18 protein-coding genes are annotated in these 20,561 nt (G+C 71.6%); 13 read left to right on the top strand and 5 right to left on the bottom strand.

Translation table 11 applies throughout. From position 1 onward, the window contains the following. Positions 1-58 precede the first annotated feature (58 nt). Complete coding sequence (locus HNR73_RS22845; protein WP_184789636.1) at positions 59-1,237, top strand: metallophosphoesterase; 1,179 nt, start codon at positions 59-61, stop codon at positions 1,235-1,237. 46 nt (positions 1,238-1,283) lie between these two features. Here HNR73_RS22845 and HNR73_RS22840 read toward each other — a convergent pair whose 3' ends face one another. Together HNR73_RS22840 and HNR73_RS22835 are read right to left on the bottom strand one after the other, a co-directional pair. Next, positions 1,284-1,679 carry a hypothetical protein gene (locus HNR73_RS22840; RefSeq protein ID WP_184789635.1) on the bottom strand — a complete coding sequence of 132 codons (396 nt, stop codon included), beginning with the start codon at positions 1,677-1,679 and terminating at the stop codon, positions 1,284-1,286. Positions 1,680-1,866: 187 nt separating this feature from the next. Beyond that, positions 1,867-2,301, bottom strand: a complete 435-nt coding sequence (locus HNR73_RS22835) for a pyridoxamine 5'-phosphate oxidase family protein (RefSeq protein ID WP_184789634.1) — start codon at positions 2,299-2,301, stop codon at positions 1,867-1,869. A gap of 143 nt (positions 2,302-2,444) precedes the next feature. Between HNR73_RS22835 and HNR73_RS22830 the strand changes: the two genes are divergently transcribed. Next, positions 2,445-2,717 (top strand): hypothetical protein, encoded by a 273-nt coding sequence (locus HNR73_RS22830; RefSeq protein ID WP_203686485.1) that lies wholly within the window; start codon positions 2,445-2,447, stop codon positions 2,715-2,717. Here the strand turns inward: HNR73_RS22830 and HNR73_RS22825 are convergent. Next, the gene (locus HNR73_RS22825) at positions 2,677-3,654 is read right to left on the bottom strand and encodes an N-acetylglucosamine kinase (protein ID WP_184789632.1); all 978 of its coding nucleotides are present in this window, start codon (positions 3,652-3,654) and stop codon (positions 2,677-2,679) included. The two genes, HNR73_RS22830 and HNR73_RS22825, sit on opposite strands and share 41 nt — an antisense overlap. Before the next feature lie 89 nt (positions 3,655-3,743). Between HNR73_RS22825 and HNR73_RS22820 the strand changes: the two genes are divergently transcribed. From HNR73_RS22820 to mmsB, 9 genes are all read left to right on the top strand, one after another. After that, complete coding sequence (locus HNR73_RS22820) at positions 3,744-4,673, top strand: MurR/RpiR family transcriptional regulator (protein ID WP_184789631.1); 930 nt, start codon at positions 3,744-3,746, stop codon at positions 4,671-4,673. A 10-nt stretch (positions 4,674-4,683) separates the two neighbouring features. Then, positions 4,684-5,868, top strand: a complete 1,185-nt coding sequence (locus HNR73_RS22815) for a glycosyl hydrolase (RefSeq protein WP_184789630.1) — start codon at positions 4,684-4,686, stop codon at positions 5,866-5,868. A 314-nt stretch (positions 5,869-6,182) separates the two neighbouring features. Continuing rightward, the gene (locus tag HNR73_RS22810) at positions 6,183-7,238 is read left to right on the top strand and encodes a LacI family DNA-binding transcriptional regulator (protein ID WP_184789629.1); all 1,056 of its coding nucleotides are present in this window, start codon (positions 6,183-6,185) and stop codon (positions 7,236-7,238) included. Then, a complete protein-coding gene (gene araB, locus HNR73_RS22805; protein ID WP_184789628.1) occupies positions 7,235-8,896 on the top strand; it encodes a ribulokinase in 1,662 nt (553 codons plus the stop codon). Before HNR73_RS22810 ends, araB begins: the two co-directional genes overlap by 4 nt. After that, positions 8,893-9,555, top strand: coding sequence for an L-ribulose-5-phosphate 4-epimerase (locus HNR73_RS22800; RefSeq protein WP_184789627.1), 663 nt, complete (start codon positions 8,893-8,895; stop codon positions 9,553-9,555). The genes araB and HNR73_RS22800 overlap by 4 nt, the downstream gene beginning before the upstream one ends. Positions 9,556-9,570: 15 nt before the next feature. After that, positions 9,571-10,968 carry an L-fucose/L-arabinose isomerase family protein gene (locus HNR73_RS22795; protein WP_184789626.1) on the top strand — a complete coding sequence of 466 codons (1,398 nt, stop codon included), beginning with the start codon at positions 9,571-9,573 and terminating at the stop codon, positions 10,966-10,968. A 29-nt stretch (positions 10,969-10,997) separates the two neighbouring features. Continuing rightward, positions 10,998-12,110, top strand: a complete 1,113-nt coding sequence (chvE, locus tag HNR73_RS22790; RefSeq protein WP_184789625.1) for a multiple monosaccharide ABC transporter substrate-binding protein — start codon at positions 10,998-11,000, stop codon at positions 12,108-12,110. A gap of 68 nt (positions 12,111-12,178) precedes the next feature. Then, positions 12,179-13,729, top strand: a complete 1,551-nt coding sequence (gene mmsA, locus HNR73_RS22785; protein ID WP_184789624.1) for a multiple monosaccharide ABC transporter ATP-binding protein — start codon at positions 12,179-12,181, stop codon at positions 13,727-13,729. After that, positions 13,726-15,033 (top strand): multiple monosaccharide ABC transporter permease, encoded by a 1,308-nt coding sequence (gene mmsB, locus HNR73_RS22780; RefSeq protein WP_239122214.1) that lies wholly within the window; start codon positions 13,726-13,728, stop codon positions 15,031-15,033. The genes mmsA and mmsB overlap by 4 nt, the downstream gene beginning before the upstream one ends. 31 nt (positions 15,034-15,064) lie before the next feature. Here the strand turns inward: mmsB and HNR73_RS22775 are convergent, their stop codons facing one another. Beyond that, positions 15,065-16,066: a LacI family DNA-binding transcriptional regulator gene (locus HNR73_RS22775; protein WP_184789623.1), complete on the bottom strand. Its 1,002-nt coding sequence runs from the start codon at positions 16,064-16,066 to the stop codon at positions 15,065-15,067. A 230-nt stretch (positions 16,067-16,296) separates the two neighbouring features. On the opposite strand from HNR73_RS22775, the gene HNR73_RS22770 reads away from it, so the two are divergent. Continuing rightward, positions 16,297-17,679, top strand: a complete 1,383-nt coding sequence (locus HNR73_RS22770) for a sigma-70 family RNA polymerase sigma factor (RefSeq protein WP_184789622.1) — start codon at positions 16,297-16,299, stop codon at positions 17,677-17,679. A gap of 4 nt (positions 17,680-17,683) precedes the next feature. Here the strand turns inward: HNR73_RS22770 and HNR73_RS22765 are convergent, their stop codons facing one another. Continuing rightward, positions 17,684-18,397 carry a CAP domain-containing protein gene (locus HNR73_RS22765; protein ID WP_184789621.1) on the bottom strand — a complete coding sequence of 238 codons (714 nt, stop codon included), beginning with the start codon at positions 18,395-18,397 and terminating at the stop codon, positions 17,684-17,686. Positions 18,398-18,560: 163 nt separating this feature from the next. On the opposite strand from HNR73_RS22765, the gene HNR73_RS22760 reads away from it, so the two are divergent. Next, complete coding sequence (locus HNR73_RS22760; protein ID WP_184789620.1) at positions 18,561-20,561, top strand: NADPH-dependent 2,4-dienoyl-CoA reductase; 2,001 nt, start codon at positions 18,561-18,563, stop codon at positions 20,559-20,561.

The following is a 20,561-nucleotide window of genomic DNA, read 5'->3' as shown; positions in this document are numbered from 1 at the left end:
AATGCCCGCCGGGTCGCGGCGGTTGCCCCTTCGGGGAGACTCTGCCGAAAGGGCGTACATGTCAACCGACACCGCGGTCCCGACCACCCGCCGCAGCGCGCTGCGGCCACTGCTGTTCACCGGCACGCTCGTGCTGGTCCTCGGGCTGCTGTTCGGGCTGCCGTGGTGGACGATCGTCCTGGCCGCCGACTGGCCCGCGCCCGTGACCGCCGCCGGGACGGTTCTCGCGGTGGCGGCCCTGGCGGCGTTCCCCGTCCTGATGTTCCTGGGCCACTTCCGCGGCCTCGACGGTCCCGCCCGCGTCGCCGACACCACGCTCGGCGTGGTGTGGGTGGTGTTCACCTGGTCGGTGCTGGGGAACCTCGCCTACCTCGTGGCGCTGCTCGCCGGGGCCGACGCGGCCGTCGCGGGGCGGGTCATGTCGGTCGGCGTGCTCGCGATCTCCGCGGCGCTGTCGGTGTGGGGCTACACCGAGGCGATGCGGGTGCCGCGCGTGAAGCGTGTGGAGATCACCGTCCCGCGCCTCGGCCCGGGCCTCGACGGGACGCGCGTCGTCCTGCTCACCGACACCCACTACGGGCCCATCGACCGTGCCGCCTGGTCCCGCGCGGTGACCGGCGTCGTCAACGAACTCGACGCCGACATCGTGGTCCACACCGGCGACATCGCCGACGGCACCGTCGATGCCCGCCGCGAACAGGCCGCGCCGCTCGGCGACATCGACGCGCGCCTGGCGCGCGGTTACGTGACCGGCAACCACGAGTACATCGGCCGCGGCGGGCAGAGCTGGCTCGACCACATGACCGAACTCGGCTGGCGCTCGCTGCACAACCGGCACACCGTCGTCGAACGCGGCGGCGACCGGCTCATCCTCGCCGGGATCGACGACTACACCGCCCGCTCCTCCGGCAGCCCCGGCCACGGCGCCGACCTGGGCGCGGCCCTGTCGGGAGCCGACCCCGAACTGCCGGTCCTGCTGCTCGCCCACCAGCCCAAGCAGATCACCGACGCCGTGAGGCACGGCGTCGACCTCCAGTTGTCGGGGCACACGCACGGCGGCCAGATCTGGCCCTTCCACCTGCTCGTCAAGCTCGACCAGCCCGCGCTGGCCGGACTCAGCCGGCACGGTGAGCGCACGCAGCTCTACACCAGCCGGGGCGCGGGGTTCTGGGGTCCGCCGCTGCGGGTGTTCGCGCCGAGTGAGATCTCGCTGATCACCCTGCGGTCGGGGGCTTAGCCGCGGCGGTGGGGGCGCCCCGGCGGACGCCCCCGTGCCCGCCGGGTCAGGCGATGGCGCTCGCGATCGGTGAGCAGGTGCTGGTCTTGACGTCGCCGTTGTCGGTGACGCAGATCTGGAAACGCACCTTCAGGCCGTCGGTGACGGACTTGTTGAACGGCTTGCTGGTGTCGCCGCCCAGGCCGTTGTACATCTCGCCCTGGTAGGTGTTGCCGATCCACCAGTAGGCGATGACGCCCGCACCGTCGGCGTGGTTGTCCTCGACGTAGAAGATCTCACCGTCGTGGGCGAAGAACACCGAGCCGGCGTTGTACGTGAAGCCGGAACCGGCGATGGTGGAGGCGTCGCCGTTGGTCCCGGCGTGGGCCGGTGTGGCCGTCGCGATGGTCGCCGCGAGTGCGGCGGCGGTCGTGGCGATGAGGGGCAGGATCCGCTTGCGCATGTGTTCCGCCTTCGAGGTGAGTCGGCGCGGGCCGGTCGGCCCGCCTCCGAGATAACCCCGTGGGCGCCGCGAATGGTTGTCCCGGGTTGATCCTTTTCGCGCGTTGTGCGGTCTGGTGTGCGCTTTGATCCACGCCGAGGGCGGCCGGTCGTGGAGGACCTGCTTCACGGCTGAAACGCCGCGCCGGTCATTCCAGGCGCATTCCGGTCACGGTCCGCGGCTCGATGGCGATGACGGCGTGCCTGGGCCCGGCCGCCCAGGGTGCGAGCAGGCGCGTGTACTTGACCAGCTCGTCGACGTCGGTGACCGGTCGTGCCGGGCCGGTGGCGATCGCGGTCCAGCCGAGGCGGGTCGCGGCGTCGATCTGGTCGGCCTCGAAGGCGACCACGGCGTTCTCGAAAGGCGCGAGGCCCGCGGCGATCCCGCCGGCCGGATGGGTGCGGAAGACGATGCGGCCGTCGTCGACGACGTGGTTCACGACGCGGAGCGTCGGCGTCGCGTCGAGGGTGAACACGATCCGTCCGTACGAAGCCCCGGCGAGCAGCCGCAGGGCTTCGGCAGACGGCAGCTCCCTCGTGTGTCGAGGTTCGCCCTCGTCTTCGCGCGCTGACTCAGGTCCCACGTCCGCCCCTCCCGTCCTCGTGTCCCTTGGCGCCGAAGGCGCGCGGTCACGAGGACTTGGATCAAGGGCAGTCTATGGCCGGTCGCGGGGGCGTGCGGGGCGCTCCGGGAACCCGCTCGGCCCGATTCGGTCATGCGGTGAGGGTGAGCGGTCTCAACCCCAAGGAGCTGCTCATCTTCGTGGCGCTGCTGCCGCCGTTCACCGACCCGGCCGCCGACTGGCCGGTCGCCGCTCAGATCGCCGTCCTCGGCCTCGCTTTCGCGCTCACCTGCGCGGTGTTCCACACCGGCATGGGCCTGCTCGCCCGGACGGTGCTGCGCGCCCGCCCGGCCGGCGCTCGCGGGCTCGGCCGGGTGTCGGGTGCGGCGATGGTGGTCATCGGGGGGATGTTGGTGGTGGAGCGGCTGGCGGGGTGAGCAGCGCCGCGTGCAGCCCCCGCCCGCCGTCGGGGTCGCCGGTCGCGCGGGCCGCGAGCCAGGCCGCGCCGATGGCGGCGTCGTGGCCGGTGAGGGTCGGGGTTCGGCGGCGTGCGAGGGCTTCGAGCAGGGCGCGGCGGACGGCGGTGTCGGCGGTGAGCAGTCCGCCGGCGAGCACGACCGGGCCTGGTGGGGAGCCGAGTTCGTCGAGGGTCGCGAGGAGGCGGGTGGCGGCTTCGGCGACGATCGCCCGGCAGTCGGGGTCGCCGTCGTCGGCGGAGGCGCAGACGGCGGGGGCGAGCGCGGCGATCCGGCTGCGCGGCACCTGGTGCGCCCAGTCGACGAGTGCGTCGGCGGTGGGGGCGTCGGCGTGCGCGGCGACGAGGCCGACGATGGCGGGCAGTGCCCGGGGTTCGAAGGTGGCGCGGGTCCAGATCCGCGCGACGCGCCGGACGGCGGTCAGGCCGAGCCAGAGTCCCGATCCCTCGTCGCCGAGTAACCAGCCGTGGCCGTCGGCGGTGCGGGTGACGCGCCAGGAGGTGATCCGGGCGGCGACGGCGCCGGTTCCGGCGATGAGGACGGTCCCGTCGGGTGACGGGGTGGCGGCGGTGAAGGCCGTGATCACGTCGGGGACGACGGGCATGTCGCAGGTGAGTCCGAGGGCCGACCAGCGGGAGGCGTAGACGGCGACGGCGGTGGGATCCTCCAGGCGGGCGGCTCCGGCCAGGGCGACGGCGGCGGAGGTGACCAGGGAGGCGTCCTGGCCGGACAGGGCTTCGCCGACGGCGGTGGCCAGGGCGTCGGCGGCGGCGTGATTGCCGACGGCGATGGGGTTTCCGGGTCCGGCCGCGCCCCGGCCGACGACGTGGCCGGCGCGGGTCGCGGCGACCGCTCGGGTCGCCGTTCCGCCGGCGTCGACGCCGAGGACGAGTTCCATGCCGCGATCGAAGCATGTTCACGAGGCGTTGACCAGGTTCCTTTCCAGATGTAACTTATTTTCATCATCTCGATGCATCAATGAAAGGAATGACCGTCATGAGCGGCGGACTCCTCGGCAGGCTGCGCATCGAAGGCCCGACGATGCCCGAGGCGATGGCGCGGATCGCGCGGATCATCACCGACGCCCCCGAGGCCGCCGCCAACGCCGGGATCGTCGACCTCGCCGAGCGCGCGGGCACGTCGACGGCGACGGTCACCCGCTTCAGCCGCCTGCTCGGCTTCACCGGCTACGCCAAACTCCGCGTCGCCATCGCCACCGAGACCGGCCGCGCCGAGCAGGCCCGCTGGCGCACCGACATCAGCGCCGACATCGCTCCCGGCGACTCGATGGACCGCGTCCTCGACGTCGTCGCCACCGCCGACACGCGCGCCATTCAGGCGACCGCCGCGAGCGTCGACACCGCGGCCGTGGAGCGGGTCGCCGAGGCCGTCGCGGGCGCGAGTCGCGTCGAGCTGTTCGGCATGGGCAGCAGCGGCACGGCCGGGCGCGAGATGGCCTTCCGCCTCGAACGCATCCGCGTCCCGGTCTGGTTCCGGCCCGACTCGCACAGCGCGCTGACCAACGCCGCCCTCCTCGGGCCCGGCGACGTCGCCTTCGGACTGTCCCATTCGGGCCGCACCCGCGAGGTCATCGAGACGCTCTCGGAGGCCGCCGACCACGGCGCGCTCACCGTCGCGGTCACGTCCTTCGGCCGTTCGCCGCTGGCCGAGGTCGCCGACGTCGTGCTCACCACCTCGGTGCACGAGACGACCTTCCGGCTGGCGGCCCTGTCGGCGCTGCATTCCCAGCTGCTGGTCCTCGACCTCATCTACATCGCCGTCGCGCAGCGCACCTACGAGCGCACCGCCGAAGCCCTCCAGGTCACCGTCCGAGCCGTCGCCGCCCATCGCGTCGCCGAACCCGGCCGCTCCAAGCCACGGGCCGCACCGGCGCGGCCCGACCGTCCCCAACCGTGAGGACTCCCCCATGTCACCCTTACGCAGCAACCGATCCGGCACCCTCGGCCTCGCCGCGGTCTTAATCGCCGCGTCCCTGACCGGCGTCGCCATGACCACCGCCGTGGCCGGCGAACCCGCGGCCGCCGCCGAATGCGGCACCCTCTTCGACGACTTCAACTACACGTCCGCGAGCGATCCCGCGCTCAGCGCGCACGGCTGGGTCCCCCGTTCCTACGCCGGCGGCCCCGGCGTCCCGGGCGCGACCTGGTCGCCGGCGCAGATCACCTTCCCGTCGAACGGGATCATGCAGATGTCGGCGAGCACCGACGGCACCGGCGCCGGAACCCGGCAGGCGGAGCTCTACACGAGCCGGAAGCGCTATTTCGAGGGCACCTACGCCAGCCGGATCCGCTTCGCCGACACGCCCGCCTCGGGCGCCGACGGCGACCACATCGTCCAGACCTTCTTCACGATCAGCCCGCTCAACGGCGATCTCGACCCGACCTACAGCGAGCTCGACTTCACCGAGTACCTGCCCAACGGCGGCTGGGGTGAGCAGGGGCCGGTGAACTACCAGACGACCTGGTACACCTACCGCGCCGATCCGTGGTTCGCCGACAACGTGCATTCGCAGCAGTACCAGAGCTTCAACGGCTGGCACGACCTGGTCGCGCAGGTCTCCGGCGGGCACGTGAAGTACTACATCGACGGGGTCCTGGTCGGCGACCACTCCGGGAAGTACTACCCACGGCAGACGATGACGATCAACTTCAACCTGTGGTTCATCGACACCGCGGGCCACACCGGCGCGGCGAGCACCTATGTGGAGCAGGTCGACTGGGTGTACTACGCCAAAGGCGGGGTCTTCTCGCCCGCCCAGGTGACGGCGAAGGCGGCCGCCTACCGGCAGGCGGGCACGGCCTTCCTGGACACCGTCGACAGCGGCGGTCCCTGCACCGGGCCGTCCCCGACGGCGACGACCTCGCCGACCACGTCGCCGACGGGTCAGCCGACCGACTGCGACGACGCTCCCCGGTGGAGCTTCGGGAGCGTCTACCAGGGCGGCTCACTGGTCGTCCACGAACGCAGCAAGTACGGCGACCCCGCCGGACCGCCGTCCGGCGACGGCGCCCACCTGTGGCGCTCCAAGTGGTGGAGCCAGGGTTCCGAGCCGGGCTGGACGGGCGTCTGGGAGGACCTCGGGCGCTGCTGAGCGCACGTTGAAGGCGGCCACCGCCGAACGGGCCGGGACCCGTTCGGCGGTGGCCGTTTCCGTGCGCGGGGAACCTTGCCGCGCACGAGTCCGGTGAACGCTCACATCCAACCGAGGGGTTGGACGACTGAACACCCCCGTTACCGATTCGTTGCATACCTTCGACGGTTGTTTGATCCACTTTGCACCTCATTTCGAGGGCGCGGATCCATGCTGCGCCTGGAAACCTCACCAACACCTTCTTGACACACGACGAATGTTCGCGTTAACAATGTGAGCGCTAACACCGCCGTCTGACAGCGAACCGGAGAACCATGGTCGACATCGAGCCCCCGCACGGACGCCCCGACGTCCGACCCGCGGTGATGGCCGACGTCGCCCGCCTCGCCGGGGTCTCCCACACCACCGTCTCCCGCGTCATCAACGGCCACCCCGCCGTCCGGGACCACACCCGCGAGCGCGTGCTCAAGGCGATGGAGTCGCTGGCCTACCGGCCGAACGTGGCCGCGCGGGCGCTGGTCACCGGCCGGACCCGGCTGCTCGGCGTGATCTCCATGGACACCGCCTTCTACGGTCCGGTCTCGGTGCTCACCGCGGTCGAACGCAGCGCCCGCGACGCCGGATACGCCGTCAGCATCGTCCATCTCCCGGACCTGACGGCCCGCGCGCTCGGCGAGGCCGCCGACTTCCTCACCGGCCAGGCCGTCGCCGGGATCGTCGCGATCATCCCGCACATCGCCACGATGAACGCCCTCACGCACGTGCCCGACGTCCCGATCGTCGCCGTCGAAGGATGCAGCGGCACCATTCCGACCGCCGCCGTCGACCAGTACCTCGGCGCACGCCAGGCCGTCGAGCACCTCCTCGCCCTCGGCCACGAGACCGTCGCGCACATCGCCGGTCCCGCCGACTGGTACGAGGCCCCCGAACGCGAACGCGGCTGGCGCGACGCCCTCGAAGCCGCCGCCCGCCCGGTGCCGCCCGTCGAGCGCGGCGACTGGACGGCGAAGTCCGGATACGCCGCGACCGGCCGGCTCCTCGCCCGTCCAGGCCTGACCGCGCTGTTCGCCGGCAACGACCTGATGGCCCTCGGCGCGCTGCTCGCGCTGCACGAGGCGGGCGTGCCCGTGCCGGGCGAGGTCAGCGTCGTCGGCTTCGACGACGCCCCCGAGTCGGCCTACTTCACTCCCCCGCTGACGACCGTCCGGCAGGACTTCGCCGAGATCGGCCGCCAGGGCCTCGCCCTGCTGCTGGAGCAGCTGGAAGGCCGGGCACCCGGCCACCGGCACGTCTCGACCGTCCCCACCCTCACCGTCCGGGCGAGCACCGCCCCGCCCGGTGCGGCCGCCCGTGAAGGAAGGCGCGCATGACAAGCGACCGCTACGTCGTCGGAGTCGACTTCGGCACCCTCTCCGGACGGGCGCTGGTCGTCCGGGTCGCCGACGGGACCGAACTCGGCACCGGCGTGAGCGACTACGCCCACGGGGTCATCGACCGGGTTCTCCCGGCGAGCGGCCGGGCGCTGCCGCCGGACTGGGCGCTCCAGGACCCGCGCGACTACGTCGACGTCCTGCGCACGGCCGTGCCGGCCGCGATCGCCGACGCCGGTGTCGATCCGCGCGAGGTCATCGGCATCGCCACCGACTTCACCGCCTCGACGGTCCTGCCGACGCTCACCGACGGGACGCCCCTGTGCCTCCTTCCCGAGTACGCCGACCGGCCGCACGCCTACCCGAAGCTGTGGAAGCACCACGCCGCCCAGGACCAGGCCGAGCGCATCAACGCCCTCGCCCACCAGCGCGGCGAGCCGTGGATCGGCCGCTACGGCGGGAAGGTCTCGGCCGAATGGCAGTTCGCGAAAGGACTCCAGCTACTGGAGGAGGACCCCGAGCTCTACGCGCGCGCCGAGCGGTGGATCGAGGCCGCCGACTGGATCGTGTGGCGGCTGACCGGGGCCGAGAACCGCGGAGTCTGCGTCGCCGGGTACAAGGGCGTCCACCAGGACGGCGCCTGGCCCGATGAGGACTACCTCGCCGCCCTGCACCCCGGCTTCGGCGACTTCGTCACCGGCAAACTCGCCTTCCCGCTGTCCCCGCAGGGCGCCCGCGCCGGTGGACTCTCCGCGGAGGCCGCCGCGTGGACCGGCCTGCCCGCCGGGATCGCCGTGGCCGTCGGGAACGTCGACGCCCACGTCACCGTGCCCGCCGCCAAGGCGCTCGCACCGGGCCGCATGGTCGCGATCATGGGCACCTCCACCTGCCACGTCATGAACGGGGAGGGACCCGCCGAGATCCCCGGCATGTGCGGGGTCGTCGCGGACGGGATCGTCACCGGCGCCTGGGGATACGAGGCCGGGCAGAGCGGCGTCGGCGACATCTTCGCGTGGTTCACCGAGACCTCGCTGCCCGCCTCCTACACCGAGGAGGCCGCACGACTCGGCCGCTCCGCCCACGAGCACCTCAGCGAACTCGCCGCCGGGCGGCGCGTCGGCGAGCACGGTCTCGTCGCGCTCGACTGGCACAACGGCAACCGCTCGGTCTTGGTCGACCACGAGTTGTCCGGCGTGATCGTCGGGCTGACCCTGGCGACCCGTCCCGAGGACGTCTACCTGGCGCTGCTGGAGGCGACGGCCTTCGGGACCCGCACGATCATCGAGGCCTTCGAGGCCGCCGGGGTGCCGGTCGAGGAGCTGGTCATCGCCGGTGGGCTGCTGCGCAACCCGCTGCTGATGCGGATCTACGCCGACGTGACCGGAAAGCCCCTGTCGGTCATCGGATCCGAACAGGGACCGGCGCTCGGCTCGGCGATCCACGCCGCCGTGGCCGCCGACGCGTACCCCGACGTGCACGCCGCCTCGGCGGCGATGGGCCGCGTCCACTCCGGCGCCTACCTCCCCGACCCCGAGCGGGCCGCGGCCTACGACGCGCTCTACGCCGAGTACCGGCGGCTCCACGACCACTTCGGGCGGGGCGGCAGCGACGTCCTGCACCGCCTCCGCCGCATCAGAAACGAGGCCCAGAAGGCATGACCTCCGCGACCGTGTCCCGGCTGCGCGCCGAACTCGCCGACCTGCACCGCGAACTGATCACCTGGGGCCTGGTGGCCTGGACCGCCGGGAACGTCTCGGCGCGCGTCTTGGGCGCCGACCTGTTCGTCATCAAACCCAGCGGCGTCTCCTATGCCGCGCTGACCCCGGAGTCGATGGTCGTGTGCGACCTCGACGGGAGGCTCGTCGAAGGGGAGCTGTCGCCGTCGAGCGACACCGCCGCGCACGCCTACGTCTACCGGCACATGCCCGAGGTGGGCGGGGTCGTGCACACCCACTCGACCTACGCCACGGCGTGGGCGGCGCGCGGTGAGGCGATCCCGTGCGTGCTCACGGCGATGGCCGACGAGTTCGGCGGGGAGATCCCGGCCGGGCCCTTCGCGCTGATCGGCGGCGACGACATCGGCAAGGGGATCGTGGCTACCTTGGCCGGCCACCGCTCACCGGCGGTCCTCATGCGCAACCACGGGGTCTTCACCATCGGCGCCGACGCCACGGCCGCGGTCAAGGCCGCCGTGATGTGCGAGGACGTCGCCCGCACCGTGCACCTGTCCCGCCAGCTCGGCGAGCCCACCGGGATCGCGCAGTCCGATGTGGACAGCCTGCACGACCGGTACCGCAACGTCTACGGCCAACACTGAGGAGCCCTCGAAGACATGGCAGAAGTGAAACCGCGCATCGGGATTCTGGGCATCACGCAGGCCCTCTACGACCACATGATCCCCGGCATCACCGAGCGCCAGGACGGTTACGCCCACGACGTCGCCGCGCGCCTCGGTGAGGTCGCCGACTGGGTGGTCGGGGCGCCGGTGAAAGGCCGCGCGGACGCCGAGTCGGTGATGCGGGAGTTCGTCAACGCCGACCTCGACGGCGTCCTGGTCGTGATGCTCACCTACGGCCCGGCGATGCGCGTGGCCCGCCTGTTCAACGAGAACCGGCTCCCGGTGTGCCTGGCCAACATCCAGCCCGATCCGCACGTGACACCGGCCTGGGACATGGCCGACATGACCTACAACCAGGGCATCCACGGCGCGCAGGACACCGCCAACGCGATGGTCCGCGCCGACCGGCCCTTCGACGTCATCACCGAGGACTGGCGTGCCCCGGCCTTCGCCGAACGCGTCGGGCGATGGGCTCGGGCCGCGCGGGCGGTCACCGCGTGGCGCTCGCTCAAGGTCGGCGTCTTCGGCTACGCCATGAACGACATGGGCGACATCCGCGTCGACGAGAACGCGCTCCTGCGGGCCCTGGGGCCCGAGATCGGTTTCGTCGCGCCCGGCGACCTGTGGCGCGGAACCGGTGACGTCCCGGCGGACGAGGTCGCCGAGCTGATCGCCTGGGAGGACGAGCGTTTCGACATCGACCCGGCGCTGACGGCCGAGGAGCGCGAGGACCACGCCCGCATGCAGATCGCGATCGAGCGGATCCTCGTCGACCGCGGCTACGGCGCCTACTCCACGCACTTCGACGCCATCGGCGAGGACGGGCGCTTCGCGCGCCTGCCACTCGCCGCCGCCTCGACGCTGATGGCCAAGGGCTACGGCTACGGCGCCGAAGGCGACGCCATGGCCGCCGCGATGGTCTACGCCGGGCACCGGCTCCTCGGCGACGGCCACTTCACCGAGATGTACGCGATGGACTTCCCCTCCGACTCGATCCTCATGAGCCACATGGGCGAGGGCAACTGGAAGGTCGCCCGCACCGACGAGCCGGTCCGGCTGATCCGCCGCGAACTGGGCATCGGCAAACTCGCCGAGCCGCCGACCTTCCTCTTCCGCTACCGGCCCGGCCCGGCGACGCTGGCCTGCCTCGTCTCCCTCGGCGGCGAGCGTTTCCGGCTCGTCGTCGCCGAAGGCGAGGTCCTCGACGCACGGCCGCTCCCGGCCCTCGAAATGCCCTACGGGCAGTTCCGGCCCGCCAGTGGGGTGCGGGCCTGCATGGACGGCTGGCTGCGCGCCGGCGGACCACACCACCAGGTCATGAACCTGGGTCACCACGCCGCCGACTGGCGGGTCTTCTGCGAGCTGGCCGGCATCGAGTTCGTCCAGGTCTAGGCACCGACGCAACGAAGGAGTTGTGGAACATGACCACCATCAACAGACGCGGCCTCCTCGCCGGGGTCGCCGGGCTCGGCGCACTGCTGGCCACGTCGGCCTGCTCGGTAGAGTCCGCCGACGACGGTGACGGCGCCGGTGAGGCCCCGAAGAAGGGCACGATCGGCATCGCGATGCCGACGAAGTCCTCCGAACGCTGGGTCTACGACGGCGACAACCTCGTCAAGGAGTTCACCGCGCTCGGCTACACCACCGACCTTCAGTTCGCCGAGGACGTCATCGAGACGCAGGTGTCGCAGGTCGAGAACATGATCACCAAGGGTGTGCAGGCACTGCTGATCGCGGCGGTGGACAACAAGTCCTTCACCGCCGTCCTCCAGCAGGCCAAGGACGCCAAGATCCCGGTGATCGCCTACGACCGCCTGATCCGCGAGACGGAGAACGTCGATTACTACGCGACCTTCGACAACCTCAAGGTCGGTGTGCTGCAGGCGTCCTACATCGAGGAGAAGCTGAAGCTCGCCGACGGCGAGGGCCCGTTCAACATCGAGCTGTTCGCCGGTTCGGCCGACGACAACAACACCTCCTTCTTCTTCAACGGCGCCATGCAGGTCCTCCAGCCCTACCTCGACTCCAAAAAGCTCGTCGTCCGCAGTGGACAGACCGCGATGGACCAGGTCACCACGCTGCGCTGGGACGGTGCGACCGCCCAATCGCGGATGGAGACGCTGCTGAGCGCCAACTACTCCAGTGAGAACGTCGACGCCGTCCTGTCGCCCTACGACGGGATCAGCATCGGGATCATCTCGGCGCTCAAGAGCGTCGGCTACGGCAGCGGGTCGAAGAAGCTCCCGATCGTGACCGGTCAGGACGCCGAACTCGCCTCGGTCAAGTCGATCATCGCCGGCGAGCAGACGCAGACGGTCTTCAAGGACCTCCGGGAACTGGCCAAGCTCGCGGTGACGATGACCGACGCGGCCATCAACGGCAAGCCCGCCACCGTCAACGACACGACCTCCTACGACAACGGCAAGAAGGTCGTGCCGACCAACCAGCTCGACCCCGTCTCGGTCGACAAGGACAACTACAAGCAGGCCCTGGTCGACACCGGCTTCTACACCGAAGCACAGCTCACGGGCTGAAGGACGCCGCGGCGGCCCTCCCTCTCTCCGGGGCCGCCGCGGCCCGGCGGGAAAGGCGGGTGACCGCGATGGACGACCACATCCTCGACATGCGCGCGATCGGCAAGGAGTTCCCCGGCGTCAAGGCCCTCGACCACGTCGACCTGCGGGTCCGGCGCGGCGAGATCCACGCCCTGATCGGCGAGAACGGCGCCGGCAAGTCCACCTTGATGAAAGTCCTCTCCGGTGTGTACCCGCACGGTTCCTACACCGGTGAGATCGTCGTCGACGGGCGTCCGGCGGCCTTCAAGGACATCCGGCAGAGCGAGGCCGCCGGGATCGTCATCATCCACCAGGAACTGGCGCTGGTCCCGCAGCTGTCGATCGCGGAGAACATCTTCCTCGGCAACGAACGCGGCGGGCGCGGCCTGGTGGACTGGCGCGAGACGAACCGGCAGGCGATGCGGCTGATGGCCGCCGTCGGTCTCGTCGAGGATCCCGAGGCGCCCGTCTCGGGGATCGGTGTCGGCAAGCAGCAGCTGGTGGAGATCGCCAAGGCGCTGTCCAAGGAGGTCCGGCTGCTGATCCTCGACGAGCCGACCGCCGCGCTCAACGAGGCCGACAGCGCGGGCCTGCTCGCGCTGCTGCGCGCCCTGCGCGACCAGGGCATCACCTCGATCCTGATCTCACACAAGCTCAACGAGGTCACCGCCGTCGCCGACCGGATCACCATCCTGCGCGACGGCCGCACCATCGAGACGCTCGATGCTGGCTCCGGCGCCGTCGACGAGGACCGGATCATCAAGGGCATGGTCGGCCGCGACCTCGACCACCGTTTCCCGCCGCGCGAACCCGAGATCGGCGAGCTCCTCTTCGAGGTCGAGGGCTGGACCGTCGACCATCCGACGGTGGCGGGCCGCCGTGTCGTGAAGGACGCGTCTGTGACCGTCCGGCGCGGCGAGATCGTCGGGATCGCCGGGCTGATGGGCGCCGGGCGCACCGAACTGGCGATGAGCGTCTTCGGCCGCTCCTACGGGTCGTATGTGGGCGGCGAGGTCCGGATGAACGGCCGCGCGCTGCGGCTGCGCACGGTCAGTGAGGCCATCGACGCCGGGATCGCCTACGTCACCGAGGATCGCAAGCAGTTCGGGCTGCTCCTCGATGAGGACATCCGCCGCAACACGACCCTCGCGGCCCTGCGGCGGGTGTCGAAACGCGGGGTCATCGACCTCGACCGGGAGGTCGTGGAGTCCGAGCGGCTGCGCGAGCGGCTGCGGGTCAAGACGCCCACGGTGTTCCAGAAGACCGGCAACCTCTCCGGTGGGAATCAGCAGAAGGTCGTGCTCGGGAAGTGGATCTTCACCGAGCCCGAGCTGCTGATCCTCGACGAGCCGACGCGCGGCATCGACGTCGGCGCCAAGTACGAGATCTACGGAATCGTCCACCAGCTCGCCGCCGAGGGCAGGGGCGTGCTGGTCATCTCCTCGGAACTACCCGAACTGCTCGGCCTGTGCGACCGCGTCTACGCGATGAACCAGGGCCGCGTAACCGGTGAACTGCCACGTCGAGAGGCCACTCAGGAGGCCGTGATGAGATTGATGACCGACAGCGCGACGCCCGCCGGGACGGTGGCGCCGTGACGCTCCTCGACAAGCTCTCCAAGGGCGACGACGACACCCCTCCCGAGCAGATCACCGAGAAGGTCGCCGATGCCCGCACCGGCGTCGCCGAGACCCTGCGCAAGACGCTGCGCAGCAACGTCCGCCAGTACGGCATGATCGTCGCGCTCGTGCTGATCACGGTCCTGTTCGCCGTGCTCAGCTCGGGCAAGCTGCTCACCCCGCTCAACGTCACCCAGGTGATCCAGCAGAACGGCTACATCCTGGTGCTGGCCATCGGGATGATGCTGGTCATCATCAACGGCCACATCGACCTCTCGGTCGGTTCGGTCGCCGCGCTGGTCGGCGCCATCGCCGGGATCCTGATCGTGGACTGGCACTGGGACTGGCGGCTCGTGCTGGTCGCCGGCATCGCGCTGGGCGCGCTGATCGGCGCGTGGCAGGGCTACTGGATCGCCTACGTCAAGATCCCCGCCTTCATCGTCACGCTGGCCGGGATGCTGCTGTTCCGCGGCCTGGCGCAGCTGCTGCTCGAAGGGCAGTCGATCGGGCCGTTCCCCGACGCGTTCCGCGACATCGCCGCCGGTTTCCTGCCCGACCTGGGCAACGTCCAGGGTGTGCAGTTCGTCGGGATCAGTGACTTCACCGTGCAACTCAAGGTCGGGCCGTTGCACACGCTGACGCTCGTGCTCGGCGTCGCTGCCGTGGCGCTGCTGGTGTGGACGGAGCTGCGCGCCCGGCAGGGACGGCGGTCCTACGGGCTGCCCGCCGGACCGCGCTCGCTGTTCGTCGCCAAGCTCGTCGCGCTCGGGCTGGTCGTCATGCTGTTCGGTTACGTCCTGGCCTCCTACCAGGGCGTCCCCGTCGTGGGCCTCATCCTGATCGCGCTGATCGCGGCCTATTCCTTCATGATGAACCGCTCGGTCGCCGGGCGCCGGATCTACGCCGTCGGCGGCAACGAGAAGGCCGCGCTGCTGTCGGGGGTCAAGACGAAGAAGAACACCTTCTGGGTCTTCGTCAACATGGGCGCGCTCGCCGCGCTCGCCGGCATGATCTTCGCCGCGCGGCTCTCGGCGGCGACCCCGAAGGCGGGCGTCAACTTCGAGCTCGACGCCATCGCCGCCGCCTTCGTCGGCGGCGCCTCGGCCTCGGGCGGGATCGGTACGGTCGTCGGCGCGATCGTCGGAGCGCTGGTCATGGGCGTGATGAACAACGGCATGTCGATGATCGGCGTCGAGAGCGACTGGCAGCAGATCATCAAGGGACTGGTGCTGCTGGCGGCCGTCGCCTTCGACGTCTACAACAAGCGCAAGGCGAAGAACTGAAGGCTCGGGGAGGGTGCGAGGCGCCCCGCCGTCACTTCGTGGACGCGGGCGGGGCCGCCGTGCTGTCACGCACGACGAGGGTCGGCTGGATCGGCTCGGCGGCGGCCTCGCACTCCTCCTCGCGCTCGTCGAGGAGGCTCAGCAGGGCCGCCATGCTGCGGCGGCCGACCTCGTCGAAGTCCTGCCGGACCGTGGTCAGCGGCGGGAACAGGTACGCGGCCTCGGGGATGTCGTCGAAGCCGACGACGCTGATGTCGGCCGGGACGCGGATCCCGCGCTCGTGCAGGGCCCGCAGCAGGCCGAGGGCCATGTGGTCGTTGGCGGCGAAGACGGCGGTGACGCCGGGCCTCCCGGCCAGTTCGAGTCCGGCGCGGTAGCCCGAGCGGGCGCTCCAGTCGCCGTCGACGGGCTCGGGCGCGGCGATCCCGGCGGCGTTGAGGGTCCTGCGCCAGCCCTCGATCCGGTCGCGGGCCTCCAGCCAGTTGCCCGGCCCGGCGATGTGCCAGACCGTGCGGTGGCCGAGACCGAGGAGGTGCTCGACGGCCAGCCGTGCCCCGGCGATCTGGTCGACCGACGCCGAGGGCAGGCCGCTGTCCTGGCCCGCCTCGACGGCGACGGCGACCATCCCGGCCGGGAAGTGGCGCAGCGCCGAGGCCGCCGCCAGCTGGGGCGCGATAACGATGACACCGTCGACGCCCTGCCGGGACAGGGTCTCGGCGGCGTTGGCGACGCTGATGCGGTCCACCTGCTCGACGGTGACGATGCTGACGCCGTACCCGGCCGTCCGGGCGGCCCGCTCGATGCCGAGCAGGGTCGAGGCCGGGCCGTGCAGGATGGTGTCGAAACCGATCACGCCGAGGATCTTCGAGCGGCGGCTGGCCAGCCCGCGCGCCATGGCGTTCGGGCGGTAGTCGAGGGCGTCGACGGCCCGCAGCACCCGCTCGCGCGTCTCGGCGCGGACCTTGGAGCTGCCGTTGAGGACCCGCGACACGGTCTGGTGGGAGACCCCGGCGAGCTTGGCGACGTCGGTCATCACCGCAGGGCGGACCGGGCTTTTCGGCGCCGTCATGGCCGGTCGCACCCCCGTCTAGGTCGTGGAAGTCCCGGGACCGTTTCAGGTTATCTCCGCGCCGGGCGCGGCCTGTGACGTCCCCGGCTATCGCCCTACCCCGCGACGGTTCAGAATCCGATCGAAGGTTTTCGTTATCGACGTGACCGGCACGGGTCTCCCCACGGTCGGGACACATCGAGGACTGGACAGGGATGGACCGCAGCGATCACACCGCGAGCATCGCGACCGTCATGGCCGCCCGCTCGGGCGACCTCCGGGCGCGCGAGCGGCTCGTCGCCGCCTGTCTGCCGCTGGTCTACAACGTCGTCGGGCGCGCCCTCAACGGGCATCCCGACGTCGACGACGTCGTGCAGGAGACGATGCTCAAGGCCCTCGACGGACTCGGCGGGCTGCGCGACGCGGCGAGTTTCCGGTCCTGGCTGATCGCGATCGCGATGAACGAGGTGCGCCGCAGGTGGTCGCACTCGCTCCGCGCGCCACTGCCCGCCGGCGACGACGTGACCTCCGTGCCGGACCCCGGCGGCGACTTCGTGGACCTCGCGATCCTGCGGCTCGGCCTGTCGGGCCAGCGACGCGAGATCGCCGAGGCGACGCGCTGGCTCGACGACGGCGACCGGGACCTGCTCGCCCTGTGGTGGCAGGAGAGCGCCGGGCACCTGACCCGTGGGGAGCTGGCCGCCGCGCTCGACCTGACGCCGCCGCACGCCGCCGTCCGGGTCCAGCGGATGAAGGCGCAGCTCGACGTCGCGCGCCAGATCGTGCGCGCGCTGTCGGCGACCTGGCGCTGCGAGGACCTGACCGCAGCCGTGGTCACGTGGGACGGGCGGCCGTCGCCGTTGTGGCGCAAGCGCCTGGGGCGGCACGTCCGGGACTGCCGGAAGTGCGCGCGGTCCGGCGCCGACCTCGCTCCGGCGGAGGGGCTGCTCGCGGGCATGGCGATGGTCGTGCCGCCTCCGGGGTTCTCCGCCGACCCGGCCTCGGCGGTCCCCGGCGCCACTCCCCTGCCCCGGCCGCGGTGGCTGTGGCCGTCGGTCGCGGCCGGGGTCGTCGCGGCCGGTGTCCTCGCGCTCGTCCTGATCCAGCCGCCGGAGGACCCGGTCTCCGCGCCGCCACCGACGGAGCCGTCCACCTCGTCGGCGAGCCCGTCGGCGACCGCGCCCGCCGAGGCCGACCGGACCTCACCGCCGCCGGAAGCGCCTGGGGTCGCACTCATCGCCGGTATCAACGCCGAACGGGCTCGGGCCGGCTGCGCCGCCCTTGACGCCGATCCGCGCCTGGACGAGGCGGCCCTGGCCCACGCCGAGGACATGGCCGAGCACGGCTTCTTCGACCACACCGGCTCCGACGGCTCCGACGCCGGTGAGCGGATGAGCACCGCCGGGTACGCCTGGAGCGGCTGGGCCGAGAACATCTACCTCGGTTCGGCCGAACCGGGCGGCGCCGTCGGGGCGTGGATGGACAGCACCGGCCACCGCGAGAACATGCTGGCCTGCGACTACACCGACGCCGGCGCGGCCGCCGTCGAAGGTCCGCAGGGGACGCTGTGGGTGCTGAACCTGGCGCGGGCGGGGTGAGGTCTCACCGCGGGGTTCCGAACACCTGCACCCACCACGGCCCGTTCGAGGCGAGGTTCACGCCCACGCCGAGGTGTTCGAAGCCGCAGTTGAGGATGTTGTCGCGATGGCCGGGGCTGTCCATCCAGTCGCGCATCGCCTGTTCGGGGCTCGTCGGGCTCTTGTGGATGTTCTCGCCCCAGCCGCTCCAGGCGTAACCGGCGGCGTCGAGGCGGTCCCCGGCGCTGCGCCCCTCGGGGCTGTTGTGCTCGTAGTAGTCGCGGGCGGCCATGTCGTCGGCGTGGAACTGCGCGGCCTCGGTGACCTTCGCGTCGACGCGGAGGGCGCCGCAGCCCGCCTTCGACCGCTCCTCGTTGACCAGCTCGACGACGCGGTCGGCGTACTCGGCGGCCTTGCCCTGCGCCGGTGAACCCGCCGGCGGCCCGTCGGGCTCCTCCTCCGGGGGTTCGGTGGTGGGCTTCGGCTTCGGAGTCGCGGGACCGCCTTCCCCCGCAGGCGCCGACGAGTCGGTCACCGGGCCCGGTGACGCCGACCCGGTCGCACTCGCATCGGCCGACAACGGCCGCGCCGGGTCGTCCGTCCCTCCGCCCGGAACGAGCAGCACCGCGAGCACGAGCGCGGTGAGCGCGATCGCCACGACGCCCGCGAGGACGATGCGGCCCGGCGCGCGCCTGGCGTGACGGCCGCGGCGGGTACGGGGTCGGGTGGGGTGGGACATGGGTCTCCGCTCTCCGCGTGGAACGCCGGGGGTCGGCGTCACACAGGAGAACAGTGGCGGGGGCGGGGATAACGACTTTCCCCGAAATGATTCTGCACTTAGTTGCACAACCGTCGCCGGCTGCGGTAGAAACGACTCACCGACCGCACCCGAGGAGTCCGCGATGACCGCCTACCCGCAGCTGCTGAGCCCGCTCGACCTGGGCACGGTCACCCTGCCCAACCGCGTCATCATGGGCTCGATGCACACCGGGCTCGAAGAGGCGCCGAACGGCTTCGAGCGGATGGCCGCGTTCTATGCCGAGCGCGCCCGCGGCGGCGTCGGCCTCATCGTCACCGGCGGGTTCGCGCCGAACGAGGCGGGCCGCCCCTACCCCGGCGGCGCGATGCTCACCGGCGAGGCGACCGCCGCCGAGCACCGGGTCGTCACCGACGCCGTGCACGCCGAGGGCGGCCGCATCGCACTCCAGATCCTGCACTTCGGGCGCTACGCCTATCACCCCGGCCTGGTCGCGCCGAGCCCGATCCAGGCGCCGATCAGCCCCTTCGCGCCACGTGAGCTGAGCGCCGAGGAAGTCGAGGCGACCATCGAGGACTTCGCGCGCTGCGCCGAACTCGCCGAGCTCGCCGGGTACGACGGCGTCGAGGTCATGGGCTCCGAGGGCTACCTGATCAACGAGTTCATCGCGGCTCCGACCAACCGGCGCACCGACGAGTGGGGCGGGGCCTACGGCAACCGCATCCGCTTCCCCGTCGAGATCGTCCGGCGCGTCCGCGAGCGCGTCTCGCCCGGTTTCATCGTGATCTACCGGCTGTCCATGCTCGACCTCGTGCCGGGCGGCTCGACCTTCGAGGAGGTCGTGACGCTGGCCAAGGCCGTCGAGGCGGCGGGCGCGACGATCCTCAACACCGGCATCGGCTGGCACGAGGCCCGCATCCCGACGATCGCCACCGCGGTCCCGCGCGGCGCCTTCACGTGGGTGACCCGCAAGCTGATGGGCGCCGTCGGGATCCCCCTGGCCACCGGCAACCGCGTCAACACGCCCGAGCTGGCCGAGCGGATCCTCGCCGACGGCGACGGCGACCTGGTGTCGATGGCCCGGCCGTTCCTGGCCGACCCCGGCTTCGTGGCCAAAGCCGCGGCGGGAACGCCCGAGGCGATCAACACGTGCATCGGCTGCAACCAGGCCTGCCTCGACCACACCTTCAACCTCAAGATCACCTCCTGCCTGGTCAATCCGCGCGCCTGCCACGAGACCGAGCTGGTCCTCTCCCCCACCCGCCTGCGCAAACGCGTCGCCGTCGTCGGCGCCGGACCGGCCGGGCTCGCCTTCGCCGTCACCGCCGCCGAACGCGGGCACGACGTCACCCTCCACGACGCCGCCGACGGCATCGGCGGGCAGCTGACCATCGCCCGCGAGATCCCCGGCAAGCAGGAGTTCGACGAGACGATCCGCTACTACCGGCACCGTCTCGACGCCCTCGGCGTCACCCTCCGGCTCGGCGCGGCCGTCACCGCCGCCGATCTGGCCGGGGCGGGCTTCGACGAGATCGTCCTGGCCACCGGCGTGACCCCGCGTGTCCCCGAGATAGAGGGTCTCGACCACCCGGCCGTCTTGAGCTACGTCGACGTTCTGCGCGACAAGGCGCCCGTCGGCGAGCGCGTCGCGGTGATCGGCGCGGGCGGGATCGGTTTCGACGTCGCGGCCTTCCTCACCGACACCGACGCCGACTTCTACGCGCGCTGGGGTGTCGACACCGGTCACCGCTCGCCGGGCGGGCTCGTCGCGCCGGTGCGGGCGGCGGTGAGGCGGACGGTGCATCTGCTGCAGCGCAAGGACGGCAAGATCGGCGCGGGCCTCGGCAAGACGACGGGCTGGATCCACCGCGCCGAGCTCAAGCACCGGGGTGTCACGATGACGCCCGGCGCGGCCTATCACCGCGTCGACGACGAGGGCCTGCACCTGTCGGTCGCGGGTGAACGCCGGGTGCTCGCCGTCGACAACGTGGTGATCTGCGCGGGCCAGGAGCCCCGCCGTGATCTGCACGCGGGCCTGGCCGCCCTCGGCGTGAGCGCGCACCTGATCGGGGGCGCCGACGTCGCCGCCGAGCTGGACGCGAAACGGGCCGTGGACCAGGGGACCCGTCTGGCCGCGGCGATCTAG

Origin of the sequence: Phytomonospora endophytica (assembly GCF_014202425.1) — a bacterium.
GTDB lineage: Bacteria > Actinomycetota > Actinomycetes > Mycobacteriales > Micromonosporaceae > Phytomonospora > Phytomonospora endophytica.
Note: the sequence above shows the minus strand (reverse complement) of the source record. Positions and strands in the feature narration are given on the sequence as shown.

Bases quoted from the DNA above. Each gene is read 5' to 3' on its own strand.
- HNR73_RS22845 (WP_184789636.1), top strand. From the start codon at position 59: ATGTCAACCGACACCGCGGTCCCGACCACCCGCCGCAGCGCGCTGCGG.
- HNR73_RS22840 (WP_184789635.1), bottom strand. From the start codon at position 1,679: ATGCGCAAGCGGATCCTGCCCCTCATCGCCACGACCGCCGCCGCACTC.
- HNR73_RS22825 (WP_184789632.1), bottom strand. From the start codon at position 3,654: ATGGAACTCGTCCTCGGCGTCGACGCCGGCGGAACGGCGACCCGAGCG.
- HNR73_RS22820 (WP_184789631.1), top strand. From the start codon at position 3,744: ATGACCGTCATGAGCGGCGGACTCCTCGGCAGGCTGCGCATCGAAGGC.
- HNR73_RS22815 (WP_184789630.1), top strand. From the start codon at position 4,684: ATGTCACCCTTACGCAGCAACCGATCCGGCACCCTCGGCCTCGCCGCG.
- HNR73_RS22810 (WP_184789629.1), top strand. From the start codon at position 6,183: ATGGTCGACATCGAGCCCCCGCACGGACGCCCCGACGTCCGACCCGCG.
- araB (WP_184789628.1), top strand. From the start codon at position 7,235: ATGACAAGCGACCGCTACGTCGTCGGAGTCGACTTCGGCACCCTCTCC.
- HNR73_RS22800 (WP_184789627.1), top strand. From the start codon at position 8,893: ATGACCTCCGCGACCGTGTCCCGGCTGCGCGCCGAACTCGCCGACCTG.
- HNR73_RS22795 (WP_184789626.1), top strand. From the start codon at position 9,571: ATGGCAGAAGTGAAACCGCGCATCGGGATTCTGGGCATCACGCAGGCC.
- chvE (WP_184789625.1), top strand. From the start codon at position 10,998: ATGACCACCATCAACAGACGCGGCCTCCTCGCCGGGGTCGCCGGGCTC.
- mmsA (WP_184789624.1), top strand. From the start codon at position 12,179: ATGGACGACCACATCCTCGACATGCGCGCGATCGGCAAGGAGTTCCCC.
- HNR73_RS22775 (WP_184789623.1), bottom strand. From the start codon at position 16,066: ATGACCGACGTCGCCAAGCTCGCCGGGGTCTCCCACCAGACCGTGTCG.
- HNR73_RS22770 (WP_184789622.1), top strand. From the start codon at position 16,297: ATGGACCGCAGCGATCACACCGCGAGCATCGCGACCGTCATGGCCGCC.
- HNR73_RS22765 (WP_184789621.1), bottom strand. From the start codon at position 18,397: ATGTCCCACCCCACCCGACCCCGTACCCGCCGCGGCCGTCACGCCAGG.
- HNR73_RS22760 (WP_184789620.1), top strand. From the start codon at position 18,561: ATGACCGCCTACCCGCAGCTGCTGAGCCCGCTCGACCTGGGCACGGTC.